This is a genomic window from Nocardia sp. CNS-044, from assembly GCF_059570515.1.
In genome coordinates this window covers 529,484-552,798 of sequence record NZ_JCANSX010000008.1, presented here as the reverse complement: position 1 = coordinate 552,798, position 23,315 = coordinate 529,484, and the positions used below count along the sequence as shown (strand labels likewise).

At 69.8% G+C, this 23,315-nt stretch carries 22 protein-coding genes; 13 read left to right on the top strand and 9 right to left on the bottom strand.

Annotated elements, in window-relative coordinates:
* Window positions 1-126: 126 nt before the first annotated feature.
* From T333_RS21755 to T333_RS21745, 3 genes are all read left to right on the top strand, one after another.
* A complete protein-coding gene (locus tag T333_RS21755) occupies window positions 127-768 on the top strand; it encodes a hypothetical protein (RefSeq protein WP_496425638.1) in 642 nt (213 codons plus the stop codon).
* Between the two features lie 40 nt (window positions 769-808).
* Window positions 809-955 carry a YxiG-like protein gene (locus T333_RS21750; RefSeq protein WP_496425637.1) on the top strand — a complete coding sequence of 49 codons (147 nt, stop codon included), beginning with the start codon at window positions 809-811 and terminating at the stop codon, window positions 953-955.
* Window positions 956-2,120: 1,165 nt separating this feature from the next.
* Entirely contained in the window at window positions 2,121-2,765 is a 645-nt protein-coding gene (locus T333_RS21745) for a hypothetical protein (RefSeq protein WP_496425636.1), read from the top strand.
* Window positions 2,766-2,817: 52 nt separating this feature from the next.
* Here T333_RS21745 and T333_RS21740 read toward each other — a convergent pair whose 3' ends face one another.
* Window positions 2,818-3,609, bottom strand: a complete 792-nt coding sequence (locus tag T333_RS21740; RefSeq protein WP_496425635.1) for a hypothetical protein — start codon at window positions 3,607-3,609, stop codon at window positions 2,818-2,820.
* 152 nt (window positions 3,610-3,761) lie between these two features.
* Between T333_RS21740 and T333_RS21735 the strand changes: the two genes are divergently transcribed.
* Window positions 3,762-4,352: a TetR/AcrR family transcriptional regulator gene (locus T333_RS21735; RefSeq protein WP_496425634.1), complete on the top strand. Its 591-nt coding sequence runs from the start codon at window positions 3,762-3,764 to the stop codon at window positions 4,350-4,352.
* A 10-nt stretch (window positions 4,353-4,362) separates the two neighbouring features.
* On the opposite strand, the gene T333_RS21730 is transcribed toward T333_RS21735, so the two are convergent.
* Entirely contained in the window at window positions 4,363-5,787 is a 1,425-nt protein-coding gene (locus T333_RS21730) for a DUF1254 domain-containing protein (RefSeq protein ID WP_357249715.1), read from the bottom strand.
* A 184-nt stretch (window positions 5,788-5,971) separates the two neighbouring features.
* On the opposite strand from T333_RS21730, the gene T333_RS21725 reads away from it, so the two are divergent.
* The gene (locus T333_RS21725; RefSeq protein ID WP_496425633.1) at window positions 5,972-6,310 is read left to right on the top strand and encodes an MmcQ/YjbR family DNA-binding protein; all 339 of its coding nucleotides are present in this window, start codon (window positions 5,972-5,974) and stop codon (window positions 6,308-6,310) included.
* 68 nt (window positions 6,311-6,378) lie between these two features.
* Here T333_RS21725 and T333_RS21720 read toward each other — a convergent pair whose 3' ends face one another.
* Both T333_RS21720 and T333_RS21715 read right to left on the bottom strand, forming a co-directional pair.
* The gene (locus T333_RS21720) at window positions 6,379-7,302 is read right to left on the bottom strand and encodes a tyrosine-protein phosphatase (protein ID WP_496425632.1); all 924 of its coding nucleotides are present in this window, start codon (window positions 7,300-7,302) and stop codon (window positions 6,379-6,381) included.
* 41 nt (window positions 7,303-7,343) lie between these two features.
* Window positions 7,344-9,767 carry a PEP-utilizing enzyme gene (locus T333_RS21715; RefSeq protein ID WP_496425631.1) on the bottom strand — a complete coding sequence of 808 codons (2,424 nt, stop codon included), beginning with the start codon at window positions 9,765-9,767 and terminating at the stop codon, window positions 7,344-7,346.
* 164 nt (window positions 9,768-9,931) lie between these two features.
* Here T333_RS21715 and T333_RS21710 point away from each other — a divergent pair, with 164 nt between their 5' ends.
* The 4 genes from T333_RS21710 (at window position 9,932) to T333_RS21695 (ending at window position 14,196) form a co-directional block, all read left to right on the top strand.
* A complete protein-coding gene (locus tag T333_RS21710) occupies window positions 9,932-11,425 on the top strand; it encodes an FAD-dependent oxidoreductase (RefSeq protein WP_496425630.1) in 1,494 nt (497 codons plus the stop codon).
* Between the two features lie 140 nt (window positions 11,426-11,565).
* Window positions 11,566-12,732 carry a 3-hydroxy-9,10-secoandrosta-1,3,5(10)-triene-9,17-dione monooxygenase oxygenase subunit gene (hsaA, locus tag T333_RS21705; protein ID WP_357249731.1) on the top strand — a complete coding sequence of 389 codons (1,167 nt, stop codon included), beginning with the start codon at window positions 11,566-11,568 and terminating at the stop codon, window positions 12,730-12,732.
* A gap of 2 nt (window positions 12,733-12,734) precedes the next feature.
* Window positions 12,735-13,589, top strand: coding sequence for an alpha/beta fold hydrolase (locus T333_RS21700; RefSeq protein WP_496425629.1), 855 nt, complete (start codon window positions 12,735-12,737; stop codon window positions 13,587-13,589).
* Between the two features lie 85 nt (window positions 13,590-13,674).
* Entirely contained in the window at window positions 13,675-14,196 is a 522-nt protein-coding gene (locus T333_RS21695) for a DinB family protein (protein ID WP_355002841.1), read from the top strand.
* Between the two features lie 93 nt (window positions 14,197-14,289).
* Here the strand turns inward: T333_RS21695 and T333_RS21690 are convergent, their stop codons facing one another.
* Both T333_RS21690 and T333_RS21685 read right to left on the bottom strand, forming a co-directional pair.
* Complete coding sequence (locus T333_RS21690) at window positions 14,290-16,575, bottom strand: LuxR C-terminal-related transcriptional regulator (protein WP_496425628.1); 2,286 nt, start codon at window positions 16,573-16,575, stop codon at window positions 14,290-14,292.
* Between the two features lie 58 nt (window positions 16,576-16,633).
* Entirely contained in the window at window positions 16,634-18,313 is a 1,680-nt protein-coding gene (locus T333_RS21685; protein ID WP_496425775.1) for a 2-isopropylmalate synthase, read from the bottom strand.
* Window positions 18,314-18,573: 260 nt separating this feature from the next.
* Here T333_RS21685 and T333_RS21680 point away from each other — a divergent pair, with 260 nt between their 5' ends.
* Window positions 18,574-19,245 (top strand): FadR/GntR family transcriptional regulator, encoded by a 672-nt coding sequence (locus T333_RS21680; protein WP_355002844.1) that lies wholly within the window; start codon window positions 18,574-18,576, stop codon window positions 19,243-19,245.
* Window positions 19,246-19,268: 23 nt separating this feature from the next.
* Entirely contained in the window at window positions 19,269-20,072 is an 804-nt protein-coding gene (locus T333_RS21675) for an ABC transporter ATP-binding protein (protein ID WP_496425627.1), read from the top strand.
* A 158-nt stretch (window positions 20,073-20,230) separates the two neighbouring features.
* Here the strand turns inward: T333_RS21675 and T333_RS21670 are convergent, their stop codons facing one another.
* Entirely contained in the window at window positions 20,231-20,737 is a 507-nt protein-coding gene (locus tag T333_RS21670; RefSeq protein ID WP_357249748.1) for a hypothetical protein, read from the bottom strand.
* The gene (locus T333_RS21665) at window positions 20,734-21,102 is read right to left on the bottom strand and encodes a hypothetical protein (protein WP_496425626.1); all 369 of its coding nucleotides are present in this window, start codon (window positions 21,100-21,102) and stop codon (window positions 20,734-20,736) included. Before T333_RS21665 ends, T333_RS21670 begins: the two co-directional genes overlap by 4 nt.
* Window positions 21,103-21,123: 21 nt before the next feature.
* Here T333_RS21665 and T333_RS21660 point away from each other — a divergent pair, with 21 nt between their 5' ends.
* Entirely contained in the window at window positions 21,124-21,717 is a 594-nt protein-coding gene (locus tag T333_RS21660; RefSeq protein WP_355002848.1) for a TetR/AcrR family transcriptional regulator, read from the top strand.
* 12 nt (window positions 21,718-21,729) lie between these two features.
* Here T333_RS21660 and T333_RS21655 read toward each other — a convergent pair whose 3' ends face one another.
* A complete protein-coding gene (locus T333_RS21655; protein ID WP_355002849.1) occupies window positions 21,730-22,383 on the bottom strand; it encodes an HAD family hydrolase in 654 nt (217 codons plus the stop codon).
* A 220-nt stretch (window positions 22,384-22,603) separates the two neighbouring features.
* Here T333_RS21655 and T333_RS21650 point away from each other — a divergent pair, with 220 nt between their 5' ends.
* Window positions 22,604-23,311, top strand: coding sequence for a PaaI family thioesterase (locus T333_RS21650; RefSeq protein WP_496425625.1), 708 nt, complete (start codon window positions 22,604-22,606; stop codon window positions 23,309-23,311).
* The last annotated feature ends 4 nt before the right edge of the window (window positions 23,312-23,315 follow it).

Below are 23,315 nucleotides of genomic sequence, written 5' to 3'. Positions count from 1 at the left end.
GCACGTTGCCCCGAAAACTACGGTCTCCTTGGGAATTCGAGGAAGTACCCTGCCCGGGTACGCTGCAGTGGCAGAGCGAGGAGAAGAGTGCGGATGACGTGGGTGGGTAGGCGGTTGCGGGCGGCGATGGGTGTGCTGCTGACCGCGCTGGCGCTGGTGCTGGTGGTGGCGTCGTGTACGTCGGAAGAGTCGGACTCCGGTGCGTCGGCGTCGAGCACGGTGACCAAGTCCGCGGTCAGCGCGACGAAGACGGAGACGCCGACGAGTTCGACTGCGGCGCCGGGCAATCCGGGTGGGGTGCAAGGACAGGACGGGCCGCAGGCGGGGTCAGGCAACCCCGGGCAGGCCCAGCCCAACGCCAACTCGCCACAGCCGAACGCGCCCGGCACGGACAACTGCGGCGCGATCTACTGTGGCGCGCCCCTGGACAACTGCAGCACCGAGAACTGCGGCAACATCGGCGGCACCGACAACTGCGGCGCCATCTACTGCGGCGCACCCGGCACCGACAACTGCAGCACCGAGAACTGCGGCACGGGCGACTACGTGGAGTGCACGAACCGAATCGACTACACGGGCGATCCCCGATCCGAAGACGAGATCAACAGCATCGGCGTGCGAGAAGGCGAGTGCCCCGACCCGATTCGCCCCACCGTCAGCCCCAACCCCACCAGCACAACCACCACGACGCAGCCGCCCACAACCACGTCCGAGGCCGCCACATCGTCTGCCACGCCGACGGCCACACCCACCTCAGCGGCGCAGTAGACACGCGCACGAAGTAGTCCGCGACGGACGTTCACGCGGCTTGCCCTTCTACGAGGTGCGGATCGAGACGAACGGACACAACCTCACCGTGGTCTTCGCGGACCTTCAGGTCGATTCCGTCGAAGCGGGACTCGCGCCCTTCGTTGTGCCGGATGAGGACAGCACCGATGCGGAATCCCGGCAATGACGTTCGTGCCTGCCGCGAATCGTCGGCGTCACTGCGGCGAGAGCTGCGTCCACGCGCCCTGAGAGCGGGCCGGTCAGTTCGACAACAGGAAGCGACTCGCACAGCTGCAGCGGATCGGCAGCCCCCGGCACTCGGTTGCACTGCGATTGCTGGACGGGTCTGGCAGCTGTTCGAAACAAGTAGTCGATTACTCGCGTCGGCGTGTCGCGAGCGGCGAAGGCTTGACCTCGAGCACGGATCGAGCATGGACGATCCGGGTTGCGGAGGTGGTGATGACAAGCGGGGCGCGAGCGTTCCTCGTCGCCGTGACGGCGGCGGGGGCGATCGGGGTCGGTCTGGCGCCGACGGCTGCGGCGACGCCCACTACCGACGCGCCCGTATCGCCGACGGAACAGTCCGGATGCTGTGAAACCTCCCCTGTCGAAACCTCCCCTGTCCCGCCGACGAGTTCTACCTCGGTCGTACCTCCGCCCACGCCGACGATCCCGCCGACGACTTCCGATCCTGTCTACGATCCGACTCTGACGGCGCCCGCGACCGCCGAGCGCGGCACCCAGATCTTCGTGCAGGGTTCCGGCTGGCCTTGTGCAGCGGTGCGCGTCTCCCCGAGCTGGTCCGAATCGGTGGACACGCAGGTCGGCGACCGTTCGTTCGGTATTCGCATCGCCGTATCCGAGGGGGCCGCACTCGGCGGTCAGACGATTCGGGTCGGCTGCGCCGCGAGCTCGTACGACCGTGTGGAACGGAGAACGGCGATCGAGATTCTCCCCGCGCAGATCGTCACGACACTGCCCACGACGGCGGGTCCGAGCGTCACGACCATCACTGAATCGTTGGTCGATTCGACAAGCGCTACGAGTTCGCCGACCACTCTGCCGGACGGCACAGAGAAGCAGGACAGTCGCCTCGCCGACGCGCTGGGCCTCGGCGCGTTCCTCTTGGCACTCGGTGGGGCGGCGCTAGTCACGCATCGGCGGCGCGGACGTCCTGGCCGTTCATCGCCCGAGCACACCCGCGATGCGCTTCCGCCGCAGGTTCGTGTGCAGGTCGGGGATATGAGGCCGTCTATCCACGTTCGCGAGGTCGCCGGGCCCGCCGACGCACCAGCGGTACGAGTTCGGCTGACCGTAGGCGAGCCGCGGCTACAGGTAAGGGAGGTTCCGCGATGACGAGTCCGGCAACGATCACGGCTCGGCTGGCGCTGTTCGGCGGCGTAGCCCGTGAGGTCGTCGAAGACGAGCTGGCCAGGCGCCTGCGTACGAGCGGTGTCGAGGAGCTGGCGCTGCGGCGAGCGCCGGTGGTCGCGGCGGGCCTGCGGTCCACGGCGCTGGGTGAGGTGGTCAGGACGGTCGACGGGCTGCTCGACATCGACCTCGGCGGGATCGCGGTCGCGGGGTGGCGCCGCTACGAACGGCTGCGCGACGCTGCGCTGCGAACCCGCGCGGGCGGAGTCGAGCGGGTCGAGTTGTCCGCACACGAAGTCACCCGAACCTGCTGCCCGCGCCTGGAGGTCGTCGTCGGTGAGAACCCGGTCGGCGAATTCTCGCTGGAACTCGGTGTGGCAGTGCTTGTTCAGCCACTCGTGGCCATCGTTCGCAATGGCATGCTCTTGGCTTTGGGCCCCGGTGACTGCACCGTGACCGTGTCGCTCGGCGCGCCGGAAGTCGGGCCGATCATGAAGCGGGAACGCGTATTCAAGGTGGCGAACGTGGTCGATCTGCGACGGCCGATCCCGCTACTTCGCAACCAGCCCGGACCGGCTCCCACATCGCCGTCCGGCGGTTTGCCCCGACCGGTGTCGCATCACTGAGCCGGTCGACTCGAAGGACGGAGATTCGGCTACCGCGTTGTCCGCGTCGTCCTCACGACGTGGCCGCGACCGGCGCCGCCGCGATCATCCAATTGCTGAACTCCACCGCCAGATGCCACTGGTGTTGGCGAATGAGCCTGGCGGGCACGCTGGCCGGGAATTGCACGGTCAGCAGGGCCTCGAGTGTGCCGTCGCGATCACGGAACTGATGGCGCACACCGCCGATGACAACACCGTCGTCGAGCAGGGCTTGGCCCGCGATCTGGATGGGGTAGCCGGGATCGATCGGGATGGTGAGGCTCTCGGTCTTCGCGTAGTCGATGAGAAACCGCGACACCGCCGGTGATCCTCCGGTTGTTTCGACGACTTCCTGACGTCCGTCGGGCAGGCCGCGCAACAGGTAGTGGTCGGGGCAGGCATCGATCATGTCGGTTTCGGCGTTGGCAGCGGTCAGATTGTCGAACCACGCGGCGAACCGCTCGACGGAGAAGCCCGGTACTTCCAGACGAGTGATGGCGTGTTTGGTCCGCCCCCGGCTCGCGGCGACACCGATCCGAGTCATCCGCTCGGAAAGAGCCAGCTCGCGCCCGACCATCGCGTAGACACCGGCATGACCCAGCCGCGTCTTCAGCGTCGTCAACGCGGATCGCCGCACGTCGAGAGGAGCGCCGCGCAACTCATCGAGGGCGCGGTCGGGCATGAGTTCGGCGATACCGCGACGTCCCACGCGTGCGGCGAACTTCTTCAGCACCGCGTCGGCCCGGCGTGATTCCCAGGCCCGCACCTGTTCGCGCGAGACCGCTTCCTCGCCCACGATCGCACGAATTTCGATGGACTCGACCATGGTGGTCCTGCCTCTCCAGCCCTGGATTAACGCTACCGATTCTGGCTTTAAGTATGGGAGCTAGTATCGACTAAACGCAAATCGAAATAGCTTTTAGTCGAGTGGACAGGGCCATGAACCAGCGCGGACACGATCCCGAGAACGAGCCACCCGTGACGCCACCGGTTCCGCGCAAGCGGACCGGGGGACGCTCCGCTCGAGTGCGGGAAGCCGTACTCACCGCGACCCTGGATCAGGTCGTCGAACACGGCATCGAGGGTTTGACCATCGGCGACGTCGCCGCCCGAGCCGGTGTCGCCGAGACAACGATCTATCGACGCTGGGGCACCCGCACCGCCCTGATCGCCGAGGCGGTCACCGAGATGGCGGCCGTGGGCAATCCCGCACCCGACACCGGAACTCTGCGCGGAGATCTCCAACAGCTCGCCGAGCAGATCTCAGACCTGATAACCCGCCCCGGCATCGCGCGACTGCTCGGCACCACCATCGCTCTGTCCGCCGACCAGGGCGTGGCCGCCGCGCGCCACCGCTTCTGGAACGAGCGCTTCGAACGGACCTCTCACGTCATCGGCAGGGCCGTCGACCGTGGCGAACTATCTGACGAGGTGGACCCCCGTGAGGTCCTCGAAACCCTCTCCGCCCCACTGTATTTCCGTCTCCTGGTCAGCGACCAACCCCTCGACAGCGCCTTCGTCACCCGCTGCATCGACCACACCCTGACTCTGTACAGCGCGTCGAAATGACGACACGCGCTCAGGAGACCTTCTCGAGCGCGGGCGGTTCCCATTTCCCCTCGACCGCTTCGGTTTTCGGGGCGTAGAGGCGCATGGTCAGTGAGAACTTTCCGGCGGCGGGGATCGGCAGCCAGTTGCCGGCGGGCACCGCGGGCCCCGGGTCGGCGTTCTGCACGGCGATGTCGGCCGATCCGTCGGCGTTCTTCGTGATCGGGATCTGATGGCCGACGAAGTAGATGTTCGCCGGGTTCGGGATCAGGAAGCTGTCGGCGCCGTAGGCGGTGATGGACCAGAACGCGTCGACCGGCGGGAGTTGGTCGGCGGAGAAATGCAGCCGGAATCGCTGGGCGGCACCGTCCGTGTCGGCCGTGCCGGTGAAGGTCGGATACAGCGCGTCCTCGGGGAGATTCGCGCCGAGGGCGAAGTACGAGGTGCTGGCGCGCAGCGGATAGTTCGTTCCGTAGTCGCCGAGGTCGGTGGAGTACTTCCAGCCGTTGGCGTTGTGGCTCCCCGGGTCCCGAAAATCGGCGATCTGCTTCTTGCCTGCCTGTACGCCCGCGTCGAGAACGCCCGCGTCGGCAGTCGGTGTGCCGCCCGGGGTGATGCCGAGGGTCGCGAAACGACGCACGGCGGGTTCGTCGTCCGGGGTGGGCGGATTGGCCGTCATCAGCGCGGAGAGCACGGCGAAGAAACTCGGCCCGTCCATGTCGGCGACCTCGCGGGACGGGTTGGCCGACAGCCGGCTCTCGTCGGCGACAATGCTCGGGGTGGCGAGGCCGGGGTCGGCCTGCCAGACGCTCAACGGCGCGAGTTTCATCTTCTCCTGAATCGCCCGCACCGCGGCGATGTCGGCGTCGCCGTCGACTTGCACGCGGCCGATCACCCAGACGGTATTGGTGGGCATCGTCAACCGCGTCATGCCGGAGGGAACCTCACCGGACCACTCCGGCCCGGTCAGCAGGTAGGTGAACGGCGGAGTCTGCTGCCCCGATTGCACGTCGGGCCGCACGCTGCTCGGATTGTGCACCGTGTTGGTCCAGGCGTCGAGTATCTGCATCAGCCAGTAACGATCCGGCTCCATCTCGGGGACCTGTAGCACCAGCGGCTCGGGCCGCAGATCCAGCCACGCCTGCGAATAGAGCGTGTCGAGATTCACCCGGACCACCAACCGGTCGTCGGGTGTCGGCAACTGATCAGCGTGGATGAAAATGTTCGGTGGGCCCGCCGCGGCGCGTGTCGCGTCCATCAACACGAGCGGGTAACCGAACACGTAGGCGTCGGCCGCCACCGCCGTCGGATCATCCGACGGCGACGTGCCGGTCGTCGCGGTAGTTCCACTGCTCTGCTCGTCGGAATCGCATGCGCTCAACGCGACGCCCGCCGCGAGCGTCACACCGATTCCGAGGAGTGAACGACGGTTGACCACACCGAATCCATCCGACACGGACGCCTCCAACGATTCGTCGACAGCACTGGCACGTCACACGACACTCCGTCTAGCACACAACCGGCAATCGTCAGCGAATAGACGCTAACAAAGCCGACCGAGAACCGGCGGAGAATTCGCGACAGCGCGTGCAGCCCCGGTGGCCCGCCGGATGTCGGTGACGCCTGGAAGGATTCCGGGCATGAGTGCCACCGGGGACGATGTCCGTACCTATGCCTTGTCATTGGCGGAGACGAGCGAGCAGTTCGCTTGGGGGATGCCGATTTTCCGGGTGGCGGGGAAGTTGTTCCTGACGTTGCCGGAGAACGAGACGTCGATGGCGGTGCGCTGCCCCGCGGTCGATCGGGACGAGCTGGTGGTGGCGGAGCCGGAGAAGTTCTGGATCGCGGCGCACGAGGCGAACAATCCGTGGATTCGGGTGCGGCTCGCGGCGCTCGACGACCGGGAGGAGCTGGAAGCCATCGTGCTCGACTCGTGGCGGCAGGCCGCGCCGCGGCACCTGCTCGACGACGCGGAGTGAACGACGGCGCCGCCCAGCCGATGCCGGGCGGCGGCGCTCCTCGATCTCGAAGCCGATCAGCGACTTTCTCAGTGCCTGGTGAGCAGCTTGGACCGCACCGCTTCGAGGGTCGCGTTGTCGATGCCGAGTCCCTCGCTCAGGAAGCGATCGAAGGAACCGTAGGACTGCTGGACCTGGTCGAAGGCGGCGTCGAGGAAGCTGCGGTCGACGCCGACGATCGGCTCCCAAAGCGCCCGATCCTGGACGAGCCCCTGCTGGACGAGGGCGTCCAGCAGGTGCTTGTTGCCCGCGGCGAGGTTGTCGTTGGACTCCAGGAAGTCGTTGTAGATCTGGCCCTTCGGCACATCGAGCGCGCTCATCAGGATGGCGGTCATCCAGCCGGTGCGGTCCTTGCCCGCGGTGCAGTGGTAGAGCACCGCGCCTTGGGCGCCCGCGATCTCGCGGAACGCGGTGGCGAACTGGCCGCGCGCGGTCGGGTCGGTGACGAACCAGCGGTAGTAGGTGCGCATGATCTCGGCGGCCTTGCCGTCGCCGAGCACCTCCTGCTGCTTGGCCGGGCCGGCCTGGATCAGCCCGGACACCATGAGGAAGAAGTCGTTGGCGGGGTCGTAGACCGGCAGCTCGGTGCGGCGGATGCCGGACGGGAGCTTGTCGGGATCGCGGCCCGCCTCGGTGGGGCTGCGGAAGTCGATCACCTGGGTGATGCCGAGCTCCACCAGCTTCTGCTGCTCACCCGCGTCGAGTTTGGCGAGCGCGTCAGTGCGGTAGACGACGCCGTTGGCGACGCGGTTGCCGCGCTTGGCCGGGTAGCCGCCGATGTCGCGGGCGTTGGGCGCGTGCGCCAAGCCCATCGGGCGGTCGGCCTTGCCCGGCGATTCGAGGACGGGGACAGCCGGACCCGCGAGCGCGGGCGCGACGGTGACCGGCAAGACGCCGAGGAGTACCGCGGCCGAGGCCGCTACGACGCCGCGCAGAGCGCGTGAAATGGTCACGGGGGTGGTTTCCTTTCGTTACAGGACAGAGCTTTTCGTGGTCAGCCGGCGAGCAGCGTCACCGTGCCAGCCGCGCCGTCGACCCGCACGCGCTGCCCGTCGGACAGGCTGGTGGTCGCGGTCTTGGTGTCCACCACGCAGGGGATGCCGAATTCGCGCGCCACGATGGCCGCGTGCGAGGCGGAACCGCCGATGTCGGTGACCACCGCGGCGGCGTAGGCGAACATCGCGGTGTGTCCGGTATCGGTCACCGAGGCGACCAGGATGTCCCCGGGTTCGATGTCGTCGTCGAGCGAAAGCACCAGCTTCACGGTGCCTTCCACCACGCCGGGGCACACACCGATACCGGTGAGGCTCTCGTCGGCGGCGAGCGCGCCCGCGTCGGCGACCGGTTCCCACTGTCCGGCAACGACATCGGGCATCCGGATGTCGCGCAGGCGTTTGCGCTCGGCGCGGCGGCGCTCGACCCGTTCGGCCGCATCCGCAGGGAGACAGAAGATTTCGTCCAGGCTCAGGTAGCAGACGTCGTCGACCTCGCGCAGCTTGCCGGAGGCGATGAGCCGGTCGGCGCGTTCCCGCACCGCCATACGCAGGCAGTGTGTGATGCGGACGACGGCGTCGCGGGCCCGTTCCCTGGCGACCGTGGCGCCCGCCGCCATCCGGGCGGTGCGGCTCGGCGCGGCGTCCATGGGTTCGCGTGTGGGCGCGGGCATTTGGGCGGCCCGCGCGGCAGCGGTGACCAGCAACGAGGGACGGTCGCCGAAGGTCGGGTTGATCAACTCGCATTCGCCGGGGCCGCGGTGGCCGATGCGCGCCAGTTCCTCGTCCAGCGCCGCGGCGAACGCGGGCGAGGCGGCACGCGCCGCTGCGACGTCACCTGTGCCCGCGACCTCGAGCAGCGCCGAGTCGGCCCGGCAGAGGGCGGCGAGCCGTTCCACCGCGAGCATGGGCTTGGCCGACTCCAGCCGGTTCAGGTCGATCGGGACTTCGCCCGCGTTCTTGCCGCGGGCGTGCACGGCAGTGGCCGCGCCGGTCATCATGACGCCGATGGAGGCCGCCTGCCAGGCCTGGTGCAGCCGGTCGCGCCAGAGCAGCGCGCGCACGTGCAGTTGCTCGTCGGTGAGTTCGGCGATCTGTTCGGCGGTCAGCGCCTCGGTGTGCGAGGCGGCGTTGATCAGTTCGGCGGTAGCGGCGAAGCGGCGGGCGGTGGCGATGACCCGGGACGTGGCCCGCGCGGTGGCCGCGGTGCTCGCCAGACCCGTTGGCATCGGCGGCTTCCCGTGCGGCTGGAGCGGGATCTCGTCGGGGATGTTGCCGTAGGCGTCACGACGGATGCTCTCCTCGTCCCAGCCCGGCATGTTCTCGGCGGCGAGCACGCCGATCGAGGCGTTGATGTAGATGTGGTGGCCGAGCACGGTGGTCACCCGGCTCGTCCAGTGCTCCAAGGCGATTCCGTCGAGCGCGATCATGGTGCCCATCGCCTCGTTGGCGAGCCGGATGGCGCCCGCGTGCAGGTCGATGGTGAGTGGCGTCATCGGGCCGGGCAGCGCCTCGGAGGTGTTGGTCGCGGTGTGCACCGGATAGCGCGGGTCGACGCGGTCGTCGAACTCGCCCTCGAGGCCCTCGGGCGCGACGTCGACCAAGCGGTGCCGGTCCGAGGTGGCGGCACGCGAGGGAATCACGTGCGAGGGCAACGGAATCGCGCCACTGCGTGTTCGGAAGGAACCGCCCGACGGCTTGCGCCCGACCAGTCCGCGCACCAGATCGGCCGCCGTCTCGGCAGCGCTCCAGCCGCAGCGGAAGCCCCAGTCCTCCTGCGCCGCCGTGGAATTCAGTAACGGCCTGCGCGCAGACCAGCCCGGCACCCAGGCGGAGTAGCGCACCTTGGCGGCGCGCATCATCGCGCGCACTTCGTCGGTGCTCACCAGGCCCGGCGCGGCGAGCTCGACGACGCCGAGCCGCGGCGAGGTCGCCGCGAGCACCAAGAAGCGGTCCAGATCGTCGCTGTGCAGCAGCTGGAAGCCGCCACCGGACTTGGCGCCGAGGATCGGTTCGAGCGCGCGCCGCGTCTCGTGACCGATGCGGCGACCGGCGACCAGCGCGGTGCGGATCAGCAGGTGGTCGGCTCCCGATGCCCGAAGGCGCTCGGCGACTTCGGATTCCGGCACACCGGCCGAGCGCGCCCCCGCGACGACCGGAACCACCACGCGCGCACCGGCGTCCCGCGCCGCCGCGGCCACCGCGCCGACGGCGGGACCGGCCAGGTGGACGACGGTGTCGCACCCCGCGACGGCACGGGCGCAGGCCGCGACGTCGGCCGGATCACCCGCGGTGAACCGCACGCGGGGGTCGACGAAGCGGTGCCACCGGCGATCCAGACCGGCCACGTCGTGCCCGGCGGCCAACAGCATGCGCGCCACCGCCCGACCGCTCGGTTCGGTGATTCCGGTGATCAGGACCCGCATCGATATCCTCTCCTCACTGCGCCACCCACAAACGTGACGCCGTTCACACACCTTTGCCAGTGCGTGACCGCCCCATCCGGTTCAGTCCCACTGAGCGGGAGGGGCCTATCGGCCACCGAGATGACCGGTGCCCGGGCGCCAGGCGAGGGGCGACCGTCGCAGGTATGAGGGAAACTCTGGGCGCGGCGGCCCGGTCGGTCGCACCGCGGGCGGCGGCGGCGGAGGTCGGCGCCTACGACATCGACACGGACGTCCTCGTCGTCGGCTACGGATGTGCCGGAGCCGCAGCGGCTTTCGAGGCGGCCGAGGCCGGCGCGCGGGTGCTGGTGCTGGAACGCTCGGGCGGGCCCGGCGGCGCGTCGGCGATGTCGGGCGGCGAGATCTACCTCGGCGGCGGCACACCCATCCAGCAGGCCTGCGGCTTCACCGACACCCCCGAGCAGATGGCGGCGTTCCTGCGCGCCGCGCTCGGCCCCGGCGCGGACGAGGCGAAGATCGAACGCTACTGCGCCGACAGCGTCGCGCACTTCCATTGGCTCGTCGCGCGCGGCGTGCCGTTCAAGCCGAGCCTGTGGGACGCGCCCGCCTGGGTGCCGCCGACCGACGACGGACTCATGTGGCTCGGCGAGAACAGCTGGCCTTTCACCGAACTCGCGACGCCCGCCCCGCGCGGGCACCGGCCCGCCGCCAACGATTTCGGCGGCCGACTGCTGATGGAGGTGCTCACCGCGGCAGCCGAGAATGCCGGTGCGCAAGCGCGATTCGACAGCTACGCGACTAATCTGATCCGCGCCGAGGACGGCACGATCACCGGCGTCGTGGCGCGCCGCTACGGCCGCGAGTTCACCGTGCGCGCGCGGCGCGGCGTCGTGCTCACCACGGGCGGCTTCGTCGACGACGACCGGATGCTGGCCGCGCACGCCCCGCGGCTGCTGCACCACACGAAGGTCAGCGCGGGCACCGACGACGGCGGCGGCATCCGGATGGCGCAGGCAGTGGGCGCGGCGGTGCGCCACATGTCCGCGGGCCAGGTCGGCATCGCGTTGATTCCCGGTTTCGCGGCTCGCGGCATGGTCGTCAACGGCCGCGGCGCGCGTTTCGTCAACGAGGACACCTATCCCGGCCGTATCGGTCAGGCCGCGCTGTTCCGGCAGGACATGGACGTCTGGGTGGTGCTGGACGAACAGGCCTACGAGGCGGTGCCCGAACCGCAGCGCTGGGGCGTGCGTCCCACCCACGTCGCCGAGACCGCCGCGGAACTCGAACAGCTGCTCGGCACGCCGCCCGGCGCGCTCGCCGCGACCATCGCGCGATACAACGCATTCGCCGCGCGCGGAACGGATCCCGACTTCCACAAGGCGCCGCGCTGGCTGCGTCCGCTGACCCCACCACTGGCCGCCATCGACGTGCGCGCCGGTGTGCGCCCGCCCGCGGAGACCGGCGACCGGCGCGGCACCGGCGCGTCGGTGTTCACCCTCGGCGGCCTGCACACCACCGTGGACGGGGAGGTGCTCGATCTCGGCGGCACGCCGATCCCCGGCCTGTTCGCCGCCGGACGCGCCAGCTCCGGCCTGCACGGTGAGGGCTACATCAGCGGCACCTCCCTCGGCGACGGCACGTTCTTCGGCCGTCTCGCGGGCCGCGCCGCCGCCCGCTGAGTGCGGGGAACTCCAGCTCACACGGTTCCGATCACCGGGACTGACCCCACCGGACGAGGGGCGGACGGCCCTACCGTCACCACCATGGCGGGGCCGCGCAGGCGGTTCCCTGCCCGACGAAACACAGGAGGACACCCGTCATGACCAACAAGGTGCTCGATCGGGTCCGGGACCTGCTTCCGGCGATCCGCGAACGAGCCACGGACACCGACGCGCAGCGGCGGGTTCCGGTGCAGAGCGTCCGGGAGCTGACCGAGGCAGGCGTGTTCCGGATGCTGCAGCCCGCCCGGTTCGGTGGTGACGAGTCCTCCCCCGTGGCCTTCTACGAGGTGATCCGCACGATCGCCTCGGCGTGCCCGTCGACCGGCTGGGTGTCCTCGGTGCTCGGCGTGCACCCGTGGCAGCTGGCGCTGTTCCCGCTGGCGGCGCAGGAGGAGGTGTGGGGCGCCGATCCCGACACGCTGATCTCCTCGTCGTACGCGCCGACGGGCCTGCTCACCCCGGTCGAGGGCGGCTACGAGGTGAGCGGGCGGTGGAGCTTCTCCTCCGGCTGCGACCACGCGCAGTGGGCGTTCCTCGGCGCGCTCGCCCCCGACGAGAACGGCAAGCCGAGCGACTACCTGACGATCCTGGTGCCGCGCGCGGACTACGTCATCGACGACGTCTGGCACGTGGTCGGCCTGTCCGGCACCGGAAGCAACGACATCGTCATCGAGAAGGCGTTCGTGCCGCACCACCGCGCCTACAGCGCCACCGAGCAGTCGCAGCTGCGCGGACCCGGCCAAGAGGCGAATCCCGCCGCGCTGTACAAGATTCCCTTCGCGGGCGTCTTCTCCAACACCATCACCGCGCCGATCATCGGCGCCGCGCAGGGGGCGTACGAGGCCCACATCGAGCGGATGCGCGAACGGGTGCGGCTGTCCTACGGCGGCCAGAAGGTGGCCGAGGATGCCTTCGCCCACGTCCGGGTCGCGCGCGCCGCCTCCGAGATCGACGCCGCGATCCTGCAGATGGAGCGCAACATCGGCGAGCAGCTGCGCTATGCCGAAGCGGGCGAACCGATTCCGGACGAGGTGCGCCTGCGCACCCGCCGCGACCAGGTGCGCGGCACCGAGCGGGCGATCCAGGCGATCGAGCTGCTCTTCGACAACTCCGGCGGGCATTCGATCCGCAAGCCGAACGCCATCGAACGGCATTGGCGCGACGCGCACGCGGGCAGCGTGCACGTCATCAACGACGTGGAGCGCGCGCTGGCCATGTTCGGCCGCGGCGAGTTCGGCCTGACGGTCGAAGATCGGATGGTGTGACCGTGGCGCTCACCGCGGCGGACACCACCCGCTGGGTGGATGTCGACGGACTGAAACTCCGCTACCACGAGGCGGGTTCGGGTCCGCCGCTGGTGCTGCTGCACGGCTCCGGCCCAGGCGTATCGGGCTGGGCCAACTTCGGCGGCAATCTCGCGACGCTGTCCGAGCACTTCCGCTGCCTGGTCCTCGACCAGCCGGGCTTCGGCGCCAGCGCGCGCCCGGAAACGTACGACCGCAACTATCTTCGCATCGCGGCCGACGCGGTGCTCGGCCTGCTGGACAGCTTGGAACTGCCGAGCGCGCATGTGCTGGGCAACTCGATGGGCGGTGCGGTGGCCACCCTCTTCGCCCTCGAGCACCCGACACGGGTCGACCGGCTGGTACTGATGGCGCCGGGCGGGGTCGGCGTCAACGTGCTGGGTCCCGAACCCTCCGAAGGCATTCGGCGGCTGCTCGACTTCACCGCCGACCCGACGCGCGAGCGGGTGCTGTCCTGGTTGCGCACCATGGTCTTCGACGAGCGGATCCTCACCGACGAGCTCGTGGACGCGCGCCTGGCCGCCGCGGCCGAACCCGCGGCTATCGCCGCCCTCCGCGACGCGTACGCGACGTTCGCCGATCCCGCACTGGCGGAACGGGTTCCGCTCTGGGCGCGGCTGCGCGGTCTGCGCAACGAGGTGCTGATGCTGTGGGGTCGCGACGATCGAGTGACCCCTGTCGAGGGCGCGCTGCTGCCCTCACGGCAGCTGCCGAACGTCGATTTGCGGCTGTTCGGGCGCTGCGGACACTGGGTGCAGATCGAACGCAAGGCGGCCTTCGAACGCGCCGTCACCGATTTCCTCCAGCACGGTCTGTAGGCCGGACGGTGCGGGCGTGCCCACACGAGCCGCCCGCACCGAAAATCGAAAGGCGTTCTCTCTCGCGGGGCGATAGCCTCGGCCCATGACGTGGACCGCCCCCGAGATCGAGCGGACGCCGACCCTGTTCGTCGCCGACGAGCGCCCCCTGCTGCAGAGCTGGCTCGACCGGCACCGGCAGACCCTGCTCTGGAAATGCGCCGGATTGGACGCCGAACAGCTGCGCTCGCGCCCACTCGCCCCGTCGCGCCTGTCGCTGCTCGGATTGGTCCGGCACCTGAGCGAGGTCGAGCGCGGGTGGTTCCGCATCGCCGCGGCGGGCGTGCCGCTGGACTATCTCTACTGTTCCGAGGACAACCCCGACGGCGATTTCGACGACATCGCCGACGCCGACCCCGCGGATGCCTTCGCCACATATCACCGCGAGGTGCGCGCCGCCGACGCCGCCGTCGCCGATCTGCCCTTGACGCACACCTTCGCTCGCCCGGTTCCCGACACCACTTTCAGCCTGCGCTGGGTGTATGTGCACATGATCGAGGAGTACGCCCGCCACAACGGCCACGCCGATCTGCTGCGCGAACAAATCGATGACCGCATCGGCGACTGACAGCGCGGCTCGGGCTCGCACACATCGCTCCAGGCACATCGCCTCGGCACAGCTCGGATCGCCGCGCCGCACAATGCCTCGGCGAGTGGTGATTCAGGGCAAATGCTCGGCGACCCAGCCCGCGATCCGAGTCCGTGACTCGAATCCGAGTTTGGTCATGATGTGGTCGACGTGGCTTTCCGCCGTGCGGACCGAAATCACCAGTTCGGCCGCGATGCGCTTGTTGCTGTATCCCGCGGCGACCAGCTTGGCCACATCCTTCTCCCGGCGCGTGAGCACGTCGGCCGCAGCGGGTTTCGGCGCCCGTTCGACGACGAGCGGCGCCGTACCCAGCGCGTAGCGCACCGCCTCGTCGGTGCCGAGCGCGGCTCCGCTGTCGAACGCGGCGCGAAACTCCTTGTCCCCCATGGCCCGATGCACCTGGTCGCGCACCTTGTCGCCGACCACCTCGGTCATCGCGTGCGCGAGTCTTTGGGTGCTGCCGCGTCGCACTGTGGCCGCCGCGCCCATCAGGCGCGCCGCCCGCACCCGGTCCCCCTCGGTGGCCGACACCCAGGCCAGGCCGTCGAATCCCGAAGCGGTCCAGACACATCGGTCGAACAGCCGGAATTGCTCGACGGCGCGCCGCAGGTCGCCCGCGGCGCTCTCCGGCTCGCCGCGCCGCCAATGATTCGTGCCCACAGCCCAGTACGCGAGCCCGCCGAGCAGATGCGAACCGTGTTCGGCGGTCTTGGCCAGGAAACGTTCGGCGATGACGTCGGCGCGCTCGTCCTCGAGCACCAGCGCGCACACATAGGCGAAGGCGAAGCTCTCCATCTCGGTGCCGTGGTGGCCGACCTCGCTGGCGCGCTCGGCCGCGGTCAGCGCGATCTCCAGCGCGCGATGCGGATCGTTCTCGGTGAAGGTCAGCAGCGCCGAGAGCAACGTCGCCTCGACCAGGACCTCGGCGGCGTCGAGTTCGGCGGCCAGCTCGACGCATTCGCGTGCGTAACGCGTGGCCTCGGCGTTGTCCGACAGCATGGCCGCGATCACCGACGCGGCCGCCAGTGCTCGGGCCCGATCGACCGTGTGCGCCTTGTCCTTTCCGATCGCCTCCACCAGCCAGCGGTAGCCCTCCAGCAGGAACCGGTAGTGCTCCCAGAACGGACGAAGCTCGGTCGCGATCTCCAGCGCACGGTGCGCGCCGTCCGGATCGGACAGCGAGAACTGAAGGGCCGCACGCATATTCGCGTGCTCCCTGGTGACGTCGCGGAACCAGGCGACGTCCTCGCCGCCCCAATAGGCGGTGCGGCCCCGGCGGGCGATGCGGTGGTAGTGGTCGCGGTGGCGGATGCGCACGGCCCGTTCGTCTCCGGCGGCGGCCAGCTTGGCCAGCGCGAACTGCCGCAGCGGCTCGAGCATGGTGTAGCGACCGCTGCCGTCGCTGTCGTGCCGGTGCCCGAGCACCGACTTCTCGACGAGTCCGGTCAGCGCGTCGACCAGCGCGTCGGGCGGATCGACGACGCACACCGCTTCGGCCGCGTCCAGGTCGAAGCCGCCCGCGAACACCGCGAGCTGCTCCCACAGCCGCTGCTCGTCGGGCGTGCACAGGTCGTAGCTCCAGCTGATCGCGGCTTCGAGGGTCTGCTGGCGGCGCGGCGCGGTGCGCAGGCCCGTGGTGAGCAGCCGCATGGCGTCGTCGAGGCGGGCCAGCACTTGGTCCGGTGTGAACATCCGCAGCCGCAGCGCCGCCAGCTCCAACGCCAGCGGGATACCCTCGAGGCGGCGGCAGATCGCCGCGAGGACACCGAGATTGGCCGCGCTGACCCGGAATTCGGGATTGGCCGCCGCAGCGCGATCGATGAGCAGGCGCAGCGCTTCGCTCTCGCCCGCGGCGATCTCCCCGGTCAGTTCGTCGGCCGCCGGGACGGGCAGCGGCGAGACCGGCATGACCTGCTCGCCGTCCACGCCGAGCGGCTCCCTGCTGGTCGCCAGGATCCGTACCCCGGTGGTGGCCGGGATCAACCTGTTCACCAGCGCCGCGCAAGCGTCGATCAGGTGTTCGCAGTTGTCCAGGATGAGCAGCAGGTTCTTGTCGGCGAGGAACTCGGTGAGCCCCGCGAGCGGCGCGCTGGTGTCGTCGCGCAGGCCGAGTGCCTGCGCGACGCTCAACGCCACCAGATCCCCCTCCTGGACGTGAGCCACCTCGACCAGCCACACGCCGTCGGGGAACGCCCGCCGCACCGACTCCCCCACCCGCCGTGACAGCCGGGTCTTGCCGACACCGCCCGGCCCGGTCAGGGTGAGCAGCCGCGTGGTGGCCAGCAGTCGCTTCGCCGCGGCGAGTTCATCACCGCGTCCGACGAAGCTCGTCACCTCCGCGGGGAGGTTTCCTGTCACGTGCCGCACCACGCCGAATACCTTCGCACGTACGGCCGACACGGCGGGCGTTTTGCCGCTATTCGGCGGACGATGCCGCCCGGTTCGCGGCACGGACCACCGCCGCGAGCGAGGCCTCGAGCACCGAGTCGGCGCGGCTACAGCTCCAACCGGACCGCTCGCCCACCCGGTATTCCAGATAGGTGATCGCACTGCTGTCGCTGCCCGCGCCGATCGAATGCTGAGTCAGGCCGAGCACCCGCACCGGCAGCCCCGCCGCGGCGAGCGCCTCGGTGAGCGCTTCGACCGGCCCGACGTCACGGTGCTGGGTGGTCGACGTCGCGCCGTCGACCGTGAGCGTGATGTCCGTGCTCGCGGCGCCGGCGCGCCATTCCTTCAGCACCACCGGCGCGGGTCGCGGGTCGTCCAGGTACGCGGCGGTGAACAGCTCGTGCAGTTCGGCCGCGGTGATCTCCAGGCCGGTGTCGTCGGCGTGCGCCTGGACGCGGCGGGCGAACTCGATCTGCAACCGCCGTGGCAGGTCGAGGCCGTACTCGGTGTGCAGCAGGTAGGCGATGCCGCCCTTGCCGGATTGCGAGTTGACCCGGACGACGGCGTCGTAGGAACGGCCGAGATCGGCCGGGTCGATCGGCAGATACGGTACCCACCAGTCGATCTCGCGCTCCGGTCGTCCGGTCGCCGCGGCGCGGGCGCGGTGTTCGGCCATGCCCTTCTTGATCGCGTCCTGGTGGGTGCCGGAGAAGGCGGTGTGCACCAAGGCGCCGACGTAGGGGTGTCGTTCGTGGATGGGCATGCGGGTGCAGTACTCGACCGTGCGGGCGATCTCGTCCACGTCGGAGAAATCGATCATCGGATCGATGCCCTGCGCGTGCAGGTTCAGCGCCAGCGTGGCCAGGTCGACATTGCCGGTGCGCTCACCGTTGCCGAAGACGCAGCCCTCCACCCGCTGCGCGCCCGCCAGCACCGCCAACTCCGCGCAGGCGACGCCGGTGCCGCGGTCGTTGTGCGGGTGCACCGAGAGGATCACGCTCTCGCGGCGGGCCAGGTTGCGGTGCATGTACTCGATCTGGTCGGCGTACACGTTCGGGGTGGCCACCTCCACGGTCGCGGGCAGGTTCAGCACCACGGGTCGTTGCGGGGTGGCGTCCCACAGGGTCGTCATCCGGTCGCACAGATCGAGCACGAAATCGGGTTCGGTCAGGTTGAACACCTCCGGCGAGAACTCGAACCGCACCGACGGCAGATCACCGGCGAACTCGAGCACGTCGCGTCCGCCCGCCAGGATCAGCTCGCGCAGCGCGTCGCGGTCCTTGCCGAGCACCACCTCCCGCCAGGTCGGCGCGGTGGCCGTGTACATGTGCACGACGACCTCGTTGCGCAAGCCGCGCACCGACTCCACCGTGCGCTCGATGAGGTCGCGGCGGGCCGGGGTGAAGACGACGATGGTCACGTCCTCGGGCGCGAGATCGGTCTCGGCCAGCAGCCGGACGAAATCGAAATCGGTCTGGGAGGCCGAGGGATAGCCGACCTCGATCTCCTTGTAGCCCATGGCGACGAGCAACTCGAAGAAGCGCCGCTTACGTTCGGGGTCCATCGGCTCGGCGAGCGCCTGGTTGCCGTCGCGCAAATCCACCGGAACCCAGAGGGGGGCCGTAGTGATTCGCGCGTTCGGCCAATCACGTTGTGTCAGAGGCACTTCCACGCGTTCGTGGACGGGCCGGTAGCGGTGCGACGGCATCGTCGAGCGCCGCTGCCTGTTCCAGTGCGGCGCATCGTCGGCGACGGGGCCCGCGGGGGTGTGGATGGTGGGGAAAACGCGCGTTGTCATGGTCTGCTTTCCGGCCGATACGGCCTGCGCATAGGAAAAGTGACCGGCCACGACGAAGCCCCACGGCGGGCGGCCGGTCGAATCAGGCCCCGCCGTGGCGGCTAAGCAGAAGCATGCGCGTCATGATGGCTAGACTCTACACAACTCCTCAGACAAGTAGAGAGGTTCGGATGGTCTCGCAGGTCCGCCGCCACCCGCTCGCCGCGCAGGCGGCCGAGTTGTTGCTCGCCCGCGTCCGCGCGGGCGAATGGCCGCTCGGGCACCGGCTTCCCGGCGAGACGACCCTGGCCGCGCAGCTCGGCGTCGGCCGCTCCACGCTGCGCGAGGCCATCCGAGAACTGGCGGGCAAGGGCGTGCTGGACAGTCGCCAAGGCGCGGGAGTGTTCGTCACCGCGTTGGATGTGACCGAGGAGTGGGACGCGGTGCTGCGCCGCGCCGCCATCGCGTCGGTGATCGAGGCCAGGATCGCCATCGAAGCCGAGGCCGCCGCGCTAGCCGCCGCCCGGCGCACCCCCGCCGACCTCCGCGCGATCCGCCGCGCCCTGGCGGCACGGGAGTCCCGAGGCGAACCGGTCGACGAGCACGTCGACGCCGACATGGCGTTTCACCGCGCCGTCATCGTCGCCGCGCACAACGACGTGCTGACCCAGCTCTTCGACACCTTCCTGCCGCGCCTGCGCCAGGCCATGATCGACATGCTCAGGATCCGCCCCGTGCCCTCCGAACCCGAGGACCACGAGGCGCACATCCGGTTGGTCGACGCCATCGCGCACCGAAACCCCACGGCCGCATCCGAATTCAGCCGCGCCCATCTCACCGCCCTGAAAGCGGCGTTCTCGTGATCGTTCCGAGGGAGGAAACATTCGTGACCGTGCTCCAGCTGACCGACGTGACCTTCCGCCGCGAGGGCAAGCAGATCATCGACGGCATCTCGCTCACCGTGCGCGCGGGCGAACACTGGGCGCTGCTCGGCCCCAACGGCGCGGGCAAGAGCACCCTGCTCGGCTTCTGCGGCGCCGTCACCTTCCCGACCTCGGGCACGGTGCGCATCTTCGGCGAACGGATGGGGCGGGTCGAACTGGCCGCGCTGCGCCACGCGATCGGGCACGTGAACCCGCGACATCCGCTGCGCTACCCGCTCACCATCCGCGAGGTCGTGCTCACCGGCCTCACCGCGACCATCGACATCCCGATGCGCTGGACGCCCACCGCCGAACAGGTGCGCAGGGCCGACGCCATGATCGAGTCGGTCGGACTGAAGGGTAAGGGCGACAACGCCTGGCCGACCCTGTCACAAGGCGAGCGCGGGCGCACGCTCATCGCCCGCGCGCTCATCGCCGAACCCCGGCTGCTGCTGTTCGACGAGCCGACCACCGGTCTCGACGTGGCCGCGCGCGAGCAACTGCTGGAGACGATCGACAACCTCGACCGCACTCACCCCGAGGTCGCCTCGGTGCTGGTCACCCACCACCTCGAGGAGCTGCCGACCAGCACGACCCACGCCCTGCTCATCGCCGAGGGGCGCACCGTCGCCGCGGGCCCCGCCCGGGAGATCCTGACCACCGACACTGTGTCCACGACGTTCGACCACCCCGTCGAAGTCGCCTACGACCGCGGGCGCTGGACCGCGCGGGCCGAGGTCGATCCGTTGCGCACTTTCACGTCCTGACCGCTCACCGCGCCGAACGTGCCCGCCCCGGCGCCAGGCCCGTCATCGTCGTGACGACCAGGCGGGTCGCGTGCTCCATGACAGCTGGCAGTTCCACGCCTTGGCGCGAGCCAGCCGCGGAGCGGCGGCGCTGAACAATTTTCGCCGCCGCGTTCCGTTCACTCGGGCCCGGTGACCGCCCGCCGGGCTTCGGCCTCGGCCAGCTCGCGCAAAGTGAGCAGTTGCTTGCGGGTCATGAAGACGTCGCCGAAGGCGAGCAGCCGGTCGACGATCGGCGGTGTACCGAAACGCGCACGGACCACGAGCCGAGTGCCCGCGCCCTCCGGGCGCACGGCATAGGTGACGGCGATCCGCCCGGAGACGAGCGTGATGTGGCGGCCGAGGACGAACGAGTCGAGCCGGAAGACCGACATGAACTCCTGGCCGATCTCGAGTTCGGTGAGGTGCGGGTCGCGTTCGCGCGGACTGCGGCGCCCCCAGTTGTCCAGCAGGTCGTAACTGTATGGGGCGACCCGCAATTGACACAGCCAGCGGTACACCACCGTCGGCGGCGCGGCGATGCTGATGGCCCGATCCGCTTGCAGCCCGGTGGGTTCCAGCTCGTCGCAGGGCAGGGAGTCGTCGACTTCGGCTTCGGTTGCGCCCCAGCGCGTTCCGCGGATCATGCCGTGGCCGCGATTCGGCCGAGCATTCGCCGCACCACGAAGGCGTGGCCACCGCTGCCGATCACCAGCGCGCGATAGATCTTGCCGTGCAGACCGGGAAAATCCGCCCTGCTCGTGGCTAGCACCTTAGTTCGGCTCTGCCCCTCGTCCTCGAGTTCGAAGATCAGCTCGTAGCGGGAGAACCAATGCTGCCCGCTCATCGCGAACCGGGCCGGTTCCTCGGCGGCGTCCAGCACGAATCCGGAGGGCACCGTGGCGGGGTCGTGCGGGTCCGTGCAGACGACTTTCAGCAGCGCTTTCCAGGTCCGATCGCGATTCGCGTCGACTTCTCTGGCATGCTGGTCGATATAGGACAATCGCTCCATATAGAAGGAACGTACTAGTAGATGGCGCCACCCCGCAAGCACGACACCGATGTGATCCTCGACGCAGCACGCGCTCTCGTGCTCGCCGACGGCCCCCGCGCGGCGAGCGTGGCGGCCATCGCCAAGGCCAGCGGCGCGCCGGTCGGCACGCTGTACCACCGCTTCGGCAACCGCAACGGCGTGCTCACCGCGGTCTGGTTTCGGTCGCTGGACCGCTTCCAGCAGCGGACCTTGGCGGCCGCGAACCACGCCGACGCCGTCGAGGCGGGTGTGGCCATGGCCGGTGCCGCCATTCGCTTCGGTCGTGAACTGCCCGAGGACGCCCGGCTGCTGCTCGAGCTGCGCCCGCGCGACCTGCTCGACGGCGGACCGGACGACGAGTTCCACGCCCGGCTCGAGGCCATGAATGCCCGGTTGTTCGAGCAGCTGCGCCGCGTCACCCTCGAGTTGCTCGGCGCGGACGGGCACCGGGAGATCGACGCGGTCAGCCGCGCGGTCGTCGACCTGCCGTATGCCGCGCTGCGCAGGCACGCGCACGCGCCCACGCTGCCGGACTGGCTGGACGACGACCTGGCCGCGGCCGCCCGCACCCTGCTCGAGTCGTACCGCCGCTGACCGGCGGTTCGCTCAGTTCCCCGCGACCAGCGCCGGGGTGAGTTCGTCGAGCCCGTCGATGACCTGATCGGCCAGCGCCCGCGCGTCGGGGTCGAGGGGATACTCCGGTCGCGGCGCGGCGATCACCCGCATGCCCGCGGCGTGCGCGGCGCGCAACCCGTTGCTCGAATCCTCCACGGCCGCACAGTCGGTCGACTTCTTGCGCAGGAATCCCGCGACCGCCACGTACACGTCCGGCGCGGGTTTGCCACGGTCGACCTCCTCGGTGGAGAACGTCACGTCGAAGAACTCGATCAGCCCCGTACGCCCGAGCACGGTGTCGATCAGCGTTCTCGGCGAGGAGCTGGCCACCCCGAGCGGCCAGTTCTCGCTCATCCGCTGCACCGCGGAGACCGCGCCGGGCAACAGCGGCACACTCCGGTCGTACTGCGCGGCCATTCGCTCGATGACGTCGTCGGCCACGCGTTCGGGCGGCTCGCCGACCCCGAGTTCGCCGCTGAGGTACTCCGACCACTCCCCCGTGCTCATGCCCATCAGTCGCTTCTGCGTGTCCGGTAGCCAGCGACCGCCCTTCTCGGCGACGTACTCGCGCCGCACCCGCTCCCAGACCGGCTCGGAATCGATCAGCACGCCGTCCATATCGAACACGACTGCCGTAATACGCATCGGTGCAACGCCTTTCGCCGTTCGCGAGGGCACGACCGCAGGGTGGTCACGGACCGGCCGCGCCGAGCTCGCGTGGTGTATCGGTAGACCTGATGGGTGATCGACTACCCAGCGTAGGGGCAGCGGATTCCGGTCACGGCCGGGGGCCGCCGGAACCGGACCGCCCGCGGCGCCGCCCCCGCCGCGGGAGCATCCGACGGGCAACCGATAACTTGTTCTCATGAACGAACAGCGGGCCGGCGACGCGCTGCCGAGCGAGCAGCTGCCGACCGAACAGCACCAGCTACCGACCGAGGAGCACCACGAGGGCGGATTCCGGCCGATGACCGAGCTGATCGACGCCGCGAACCAGGACGTCGACATCTCCCGCGGCGGGCCGCACTACGGCGCCTTCATCGAGCAGGTGCGCGGCCTGATGGACCGAGCGCGGTTGTCCTCGCCGACCGACGAGCTGGCGCTGGAGACCATCGCCATCCTCAAGGAGCTCAACGACAAGCTCGACGCCGCCGTCGTCGACGAGTGGTCCGCGCCCACCTGGACCCGGGTCGACCTGCCCGGCCGGGGCAACATCACGCTGCCGCCGTTCGTGGTGGACCGGGCGGACCGCGACGGCGTCGAGGCGCGTATCACGTTCCGCACCTACCACCTGGGCGGCAACCGGGCAGCGCACGGCGGCCAGATCGCGATCGGCTTCGACGATCTGCTCGGCATGGCGGCCGCGGTGCACGCGGGCGCCGTCACCCGCACCGCCTCGCTCACCGTCGACTACCGCTCGATCACCCCGTTGAACACCGAACTACGGCTGCACGCGTGGGCCGAGCGCCAGGAGGGGCGCAAGGTCTACGTGCGCGCCACCCTGCACGACGGCGACCGGCTGTGCGCGGAGGCCAATGGCCTGTTCATCGTCCTGAAGCCGGGCCAGCAGTAGTCAC

Bases quoted from the DNA above. Each gene is read 5' to 3' on its own strand.
- T333_RS21740 (WP_496425635.1), bottom strand. From the start codon at position 3,609: ATGGTCGAGTCCATCGAAATTCGTGCGATCGTGGGCGAGGAAGCGGTC.
- T333_RS21685 (WP_496425775.1), bottom strand. From the start codon at position 18,313: ATGCCGTCGCACCGCTACCGGCCCGTCCACGAACGCGTGGAAGTGCCT.
- T333_RS21665 (WP_496425626.1), bottom strand. From the start codon at position 21,102: ATGGAGCGATTGTCCTATATCGACCAGCATGCCAGAGAAGTCGACGCG.
- T333_RS21655 (WP_355002849.1), bottom strand. From the start codon at position 22,383: ATGCGTATTACGGCAGTCGTGTTCGATATGGACGGCGTGCTGATCGAT.
- hsaA (WP_357249731.1), top strand. From the start codon at position 11,566: ATGACCAACAAGGTGCTCGATCGGGTCCGGGACCTGCTTCCGGCGATC.
- T333_RS21670 (WP_357249748.1), bottom strand. From the start codon at position 20,737: ATGATCCGCGGAACGCGCTGGGGCGCAACCGAAGCCGAAGTCGACGAC.
- T333_RS21710 (WP_496425630.1), top strand. From the start codon at position 9,932: ATGAGGGAAACTCTGGGCGCGGCGGCCCGGTCGGTCGCACCGCGGGCG.
- T333_RS21715 (WP_496425631.1), bottom strand. From the start codon at position 9,767: ATGCGGGTCCTGATCACCGGAATCACCGAACCGAGCGGTCGGGCGGTG.
- T333_RS21745 (WP_496425636.1), top strand. From the start codon at position 2,121: ATGACGAGTCCGGCAACGATCACGGCTCGGCTGGCGCTGTTCGGCGGC.
- T333_RS21680 (WP_355002844.1), top strand. From the start codon at position 18,574: ATGGTCTCGCAGGTCCGCCGCCACCCGCTCGCCGCGCAGGCGGCCGAG.
- T333_RS21650 (WP_496425625.1), top strand. From the start codon at position 22,604: ATGAACGAACAGCGGGCCGGCGACGCGCTGCCGAGCGAGCAGCTGCCG.
- T333_RS21695 (WP_355002841.1), top strand. From the start codon at position 13,675: ATGACGTGGACCGCCCCCGAGATCGAGCGGACGCCGACCCTGTTCGTC.
- T333_RS21725 (WP_496425633.1), top strand. From the start codon at position 5,972: ATGAGTGCCACCGGGGACGATGTCCGTACCTATGCCTTGTCATTGGCG.
- T333_RS21755 (WP_496425638.1), top strand. From the start codon at position 127: ATGGGTGTGCTGCTGACCGCGCTGGCGCTGGTGCTGGTGGTGGCGTCG.
- T333_RS21660 (WP_355002848.1), top strand. From the start codon at position 21,124: ATGGCGCCACCCCGCAAGCACGACACCGATGTGATCCTCGACGCAGCA.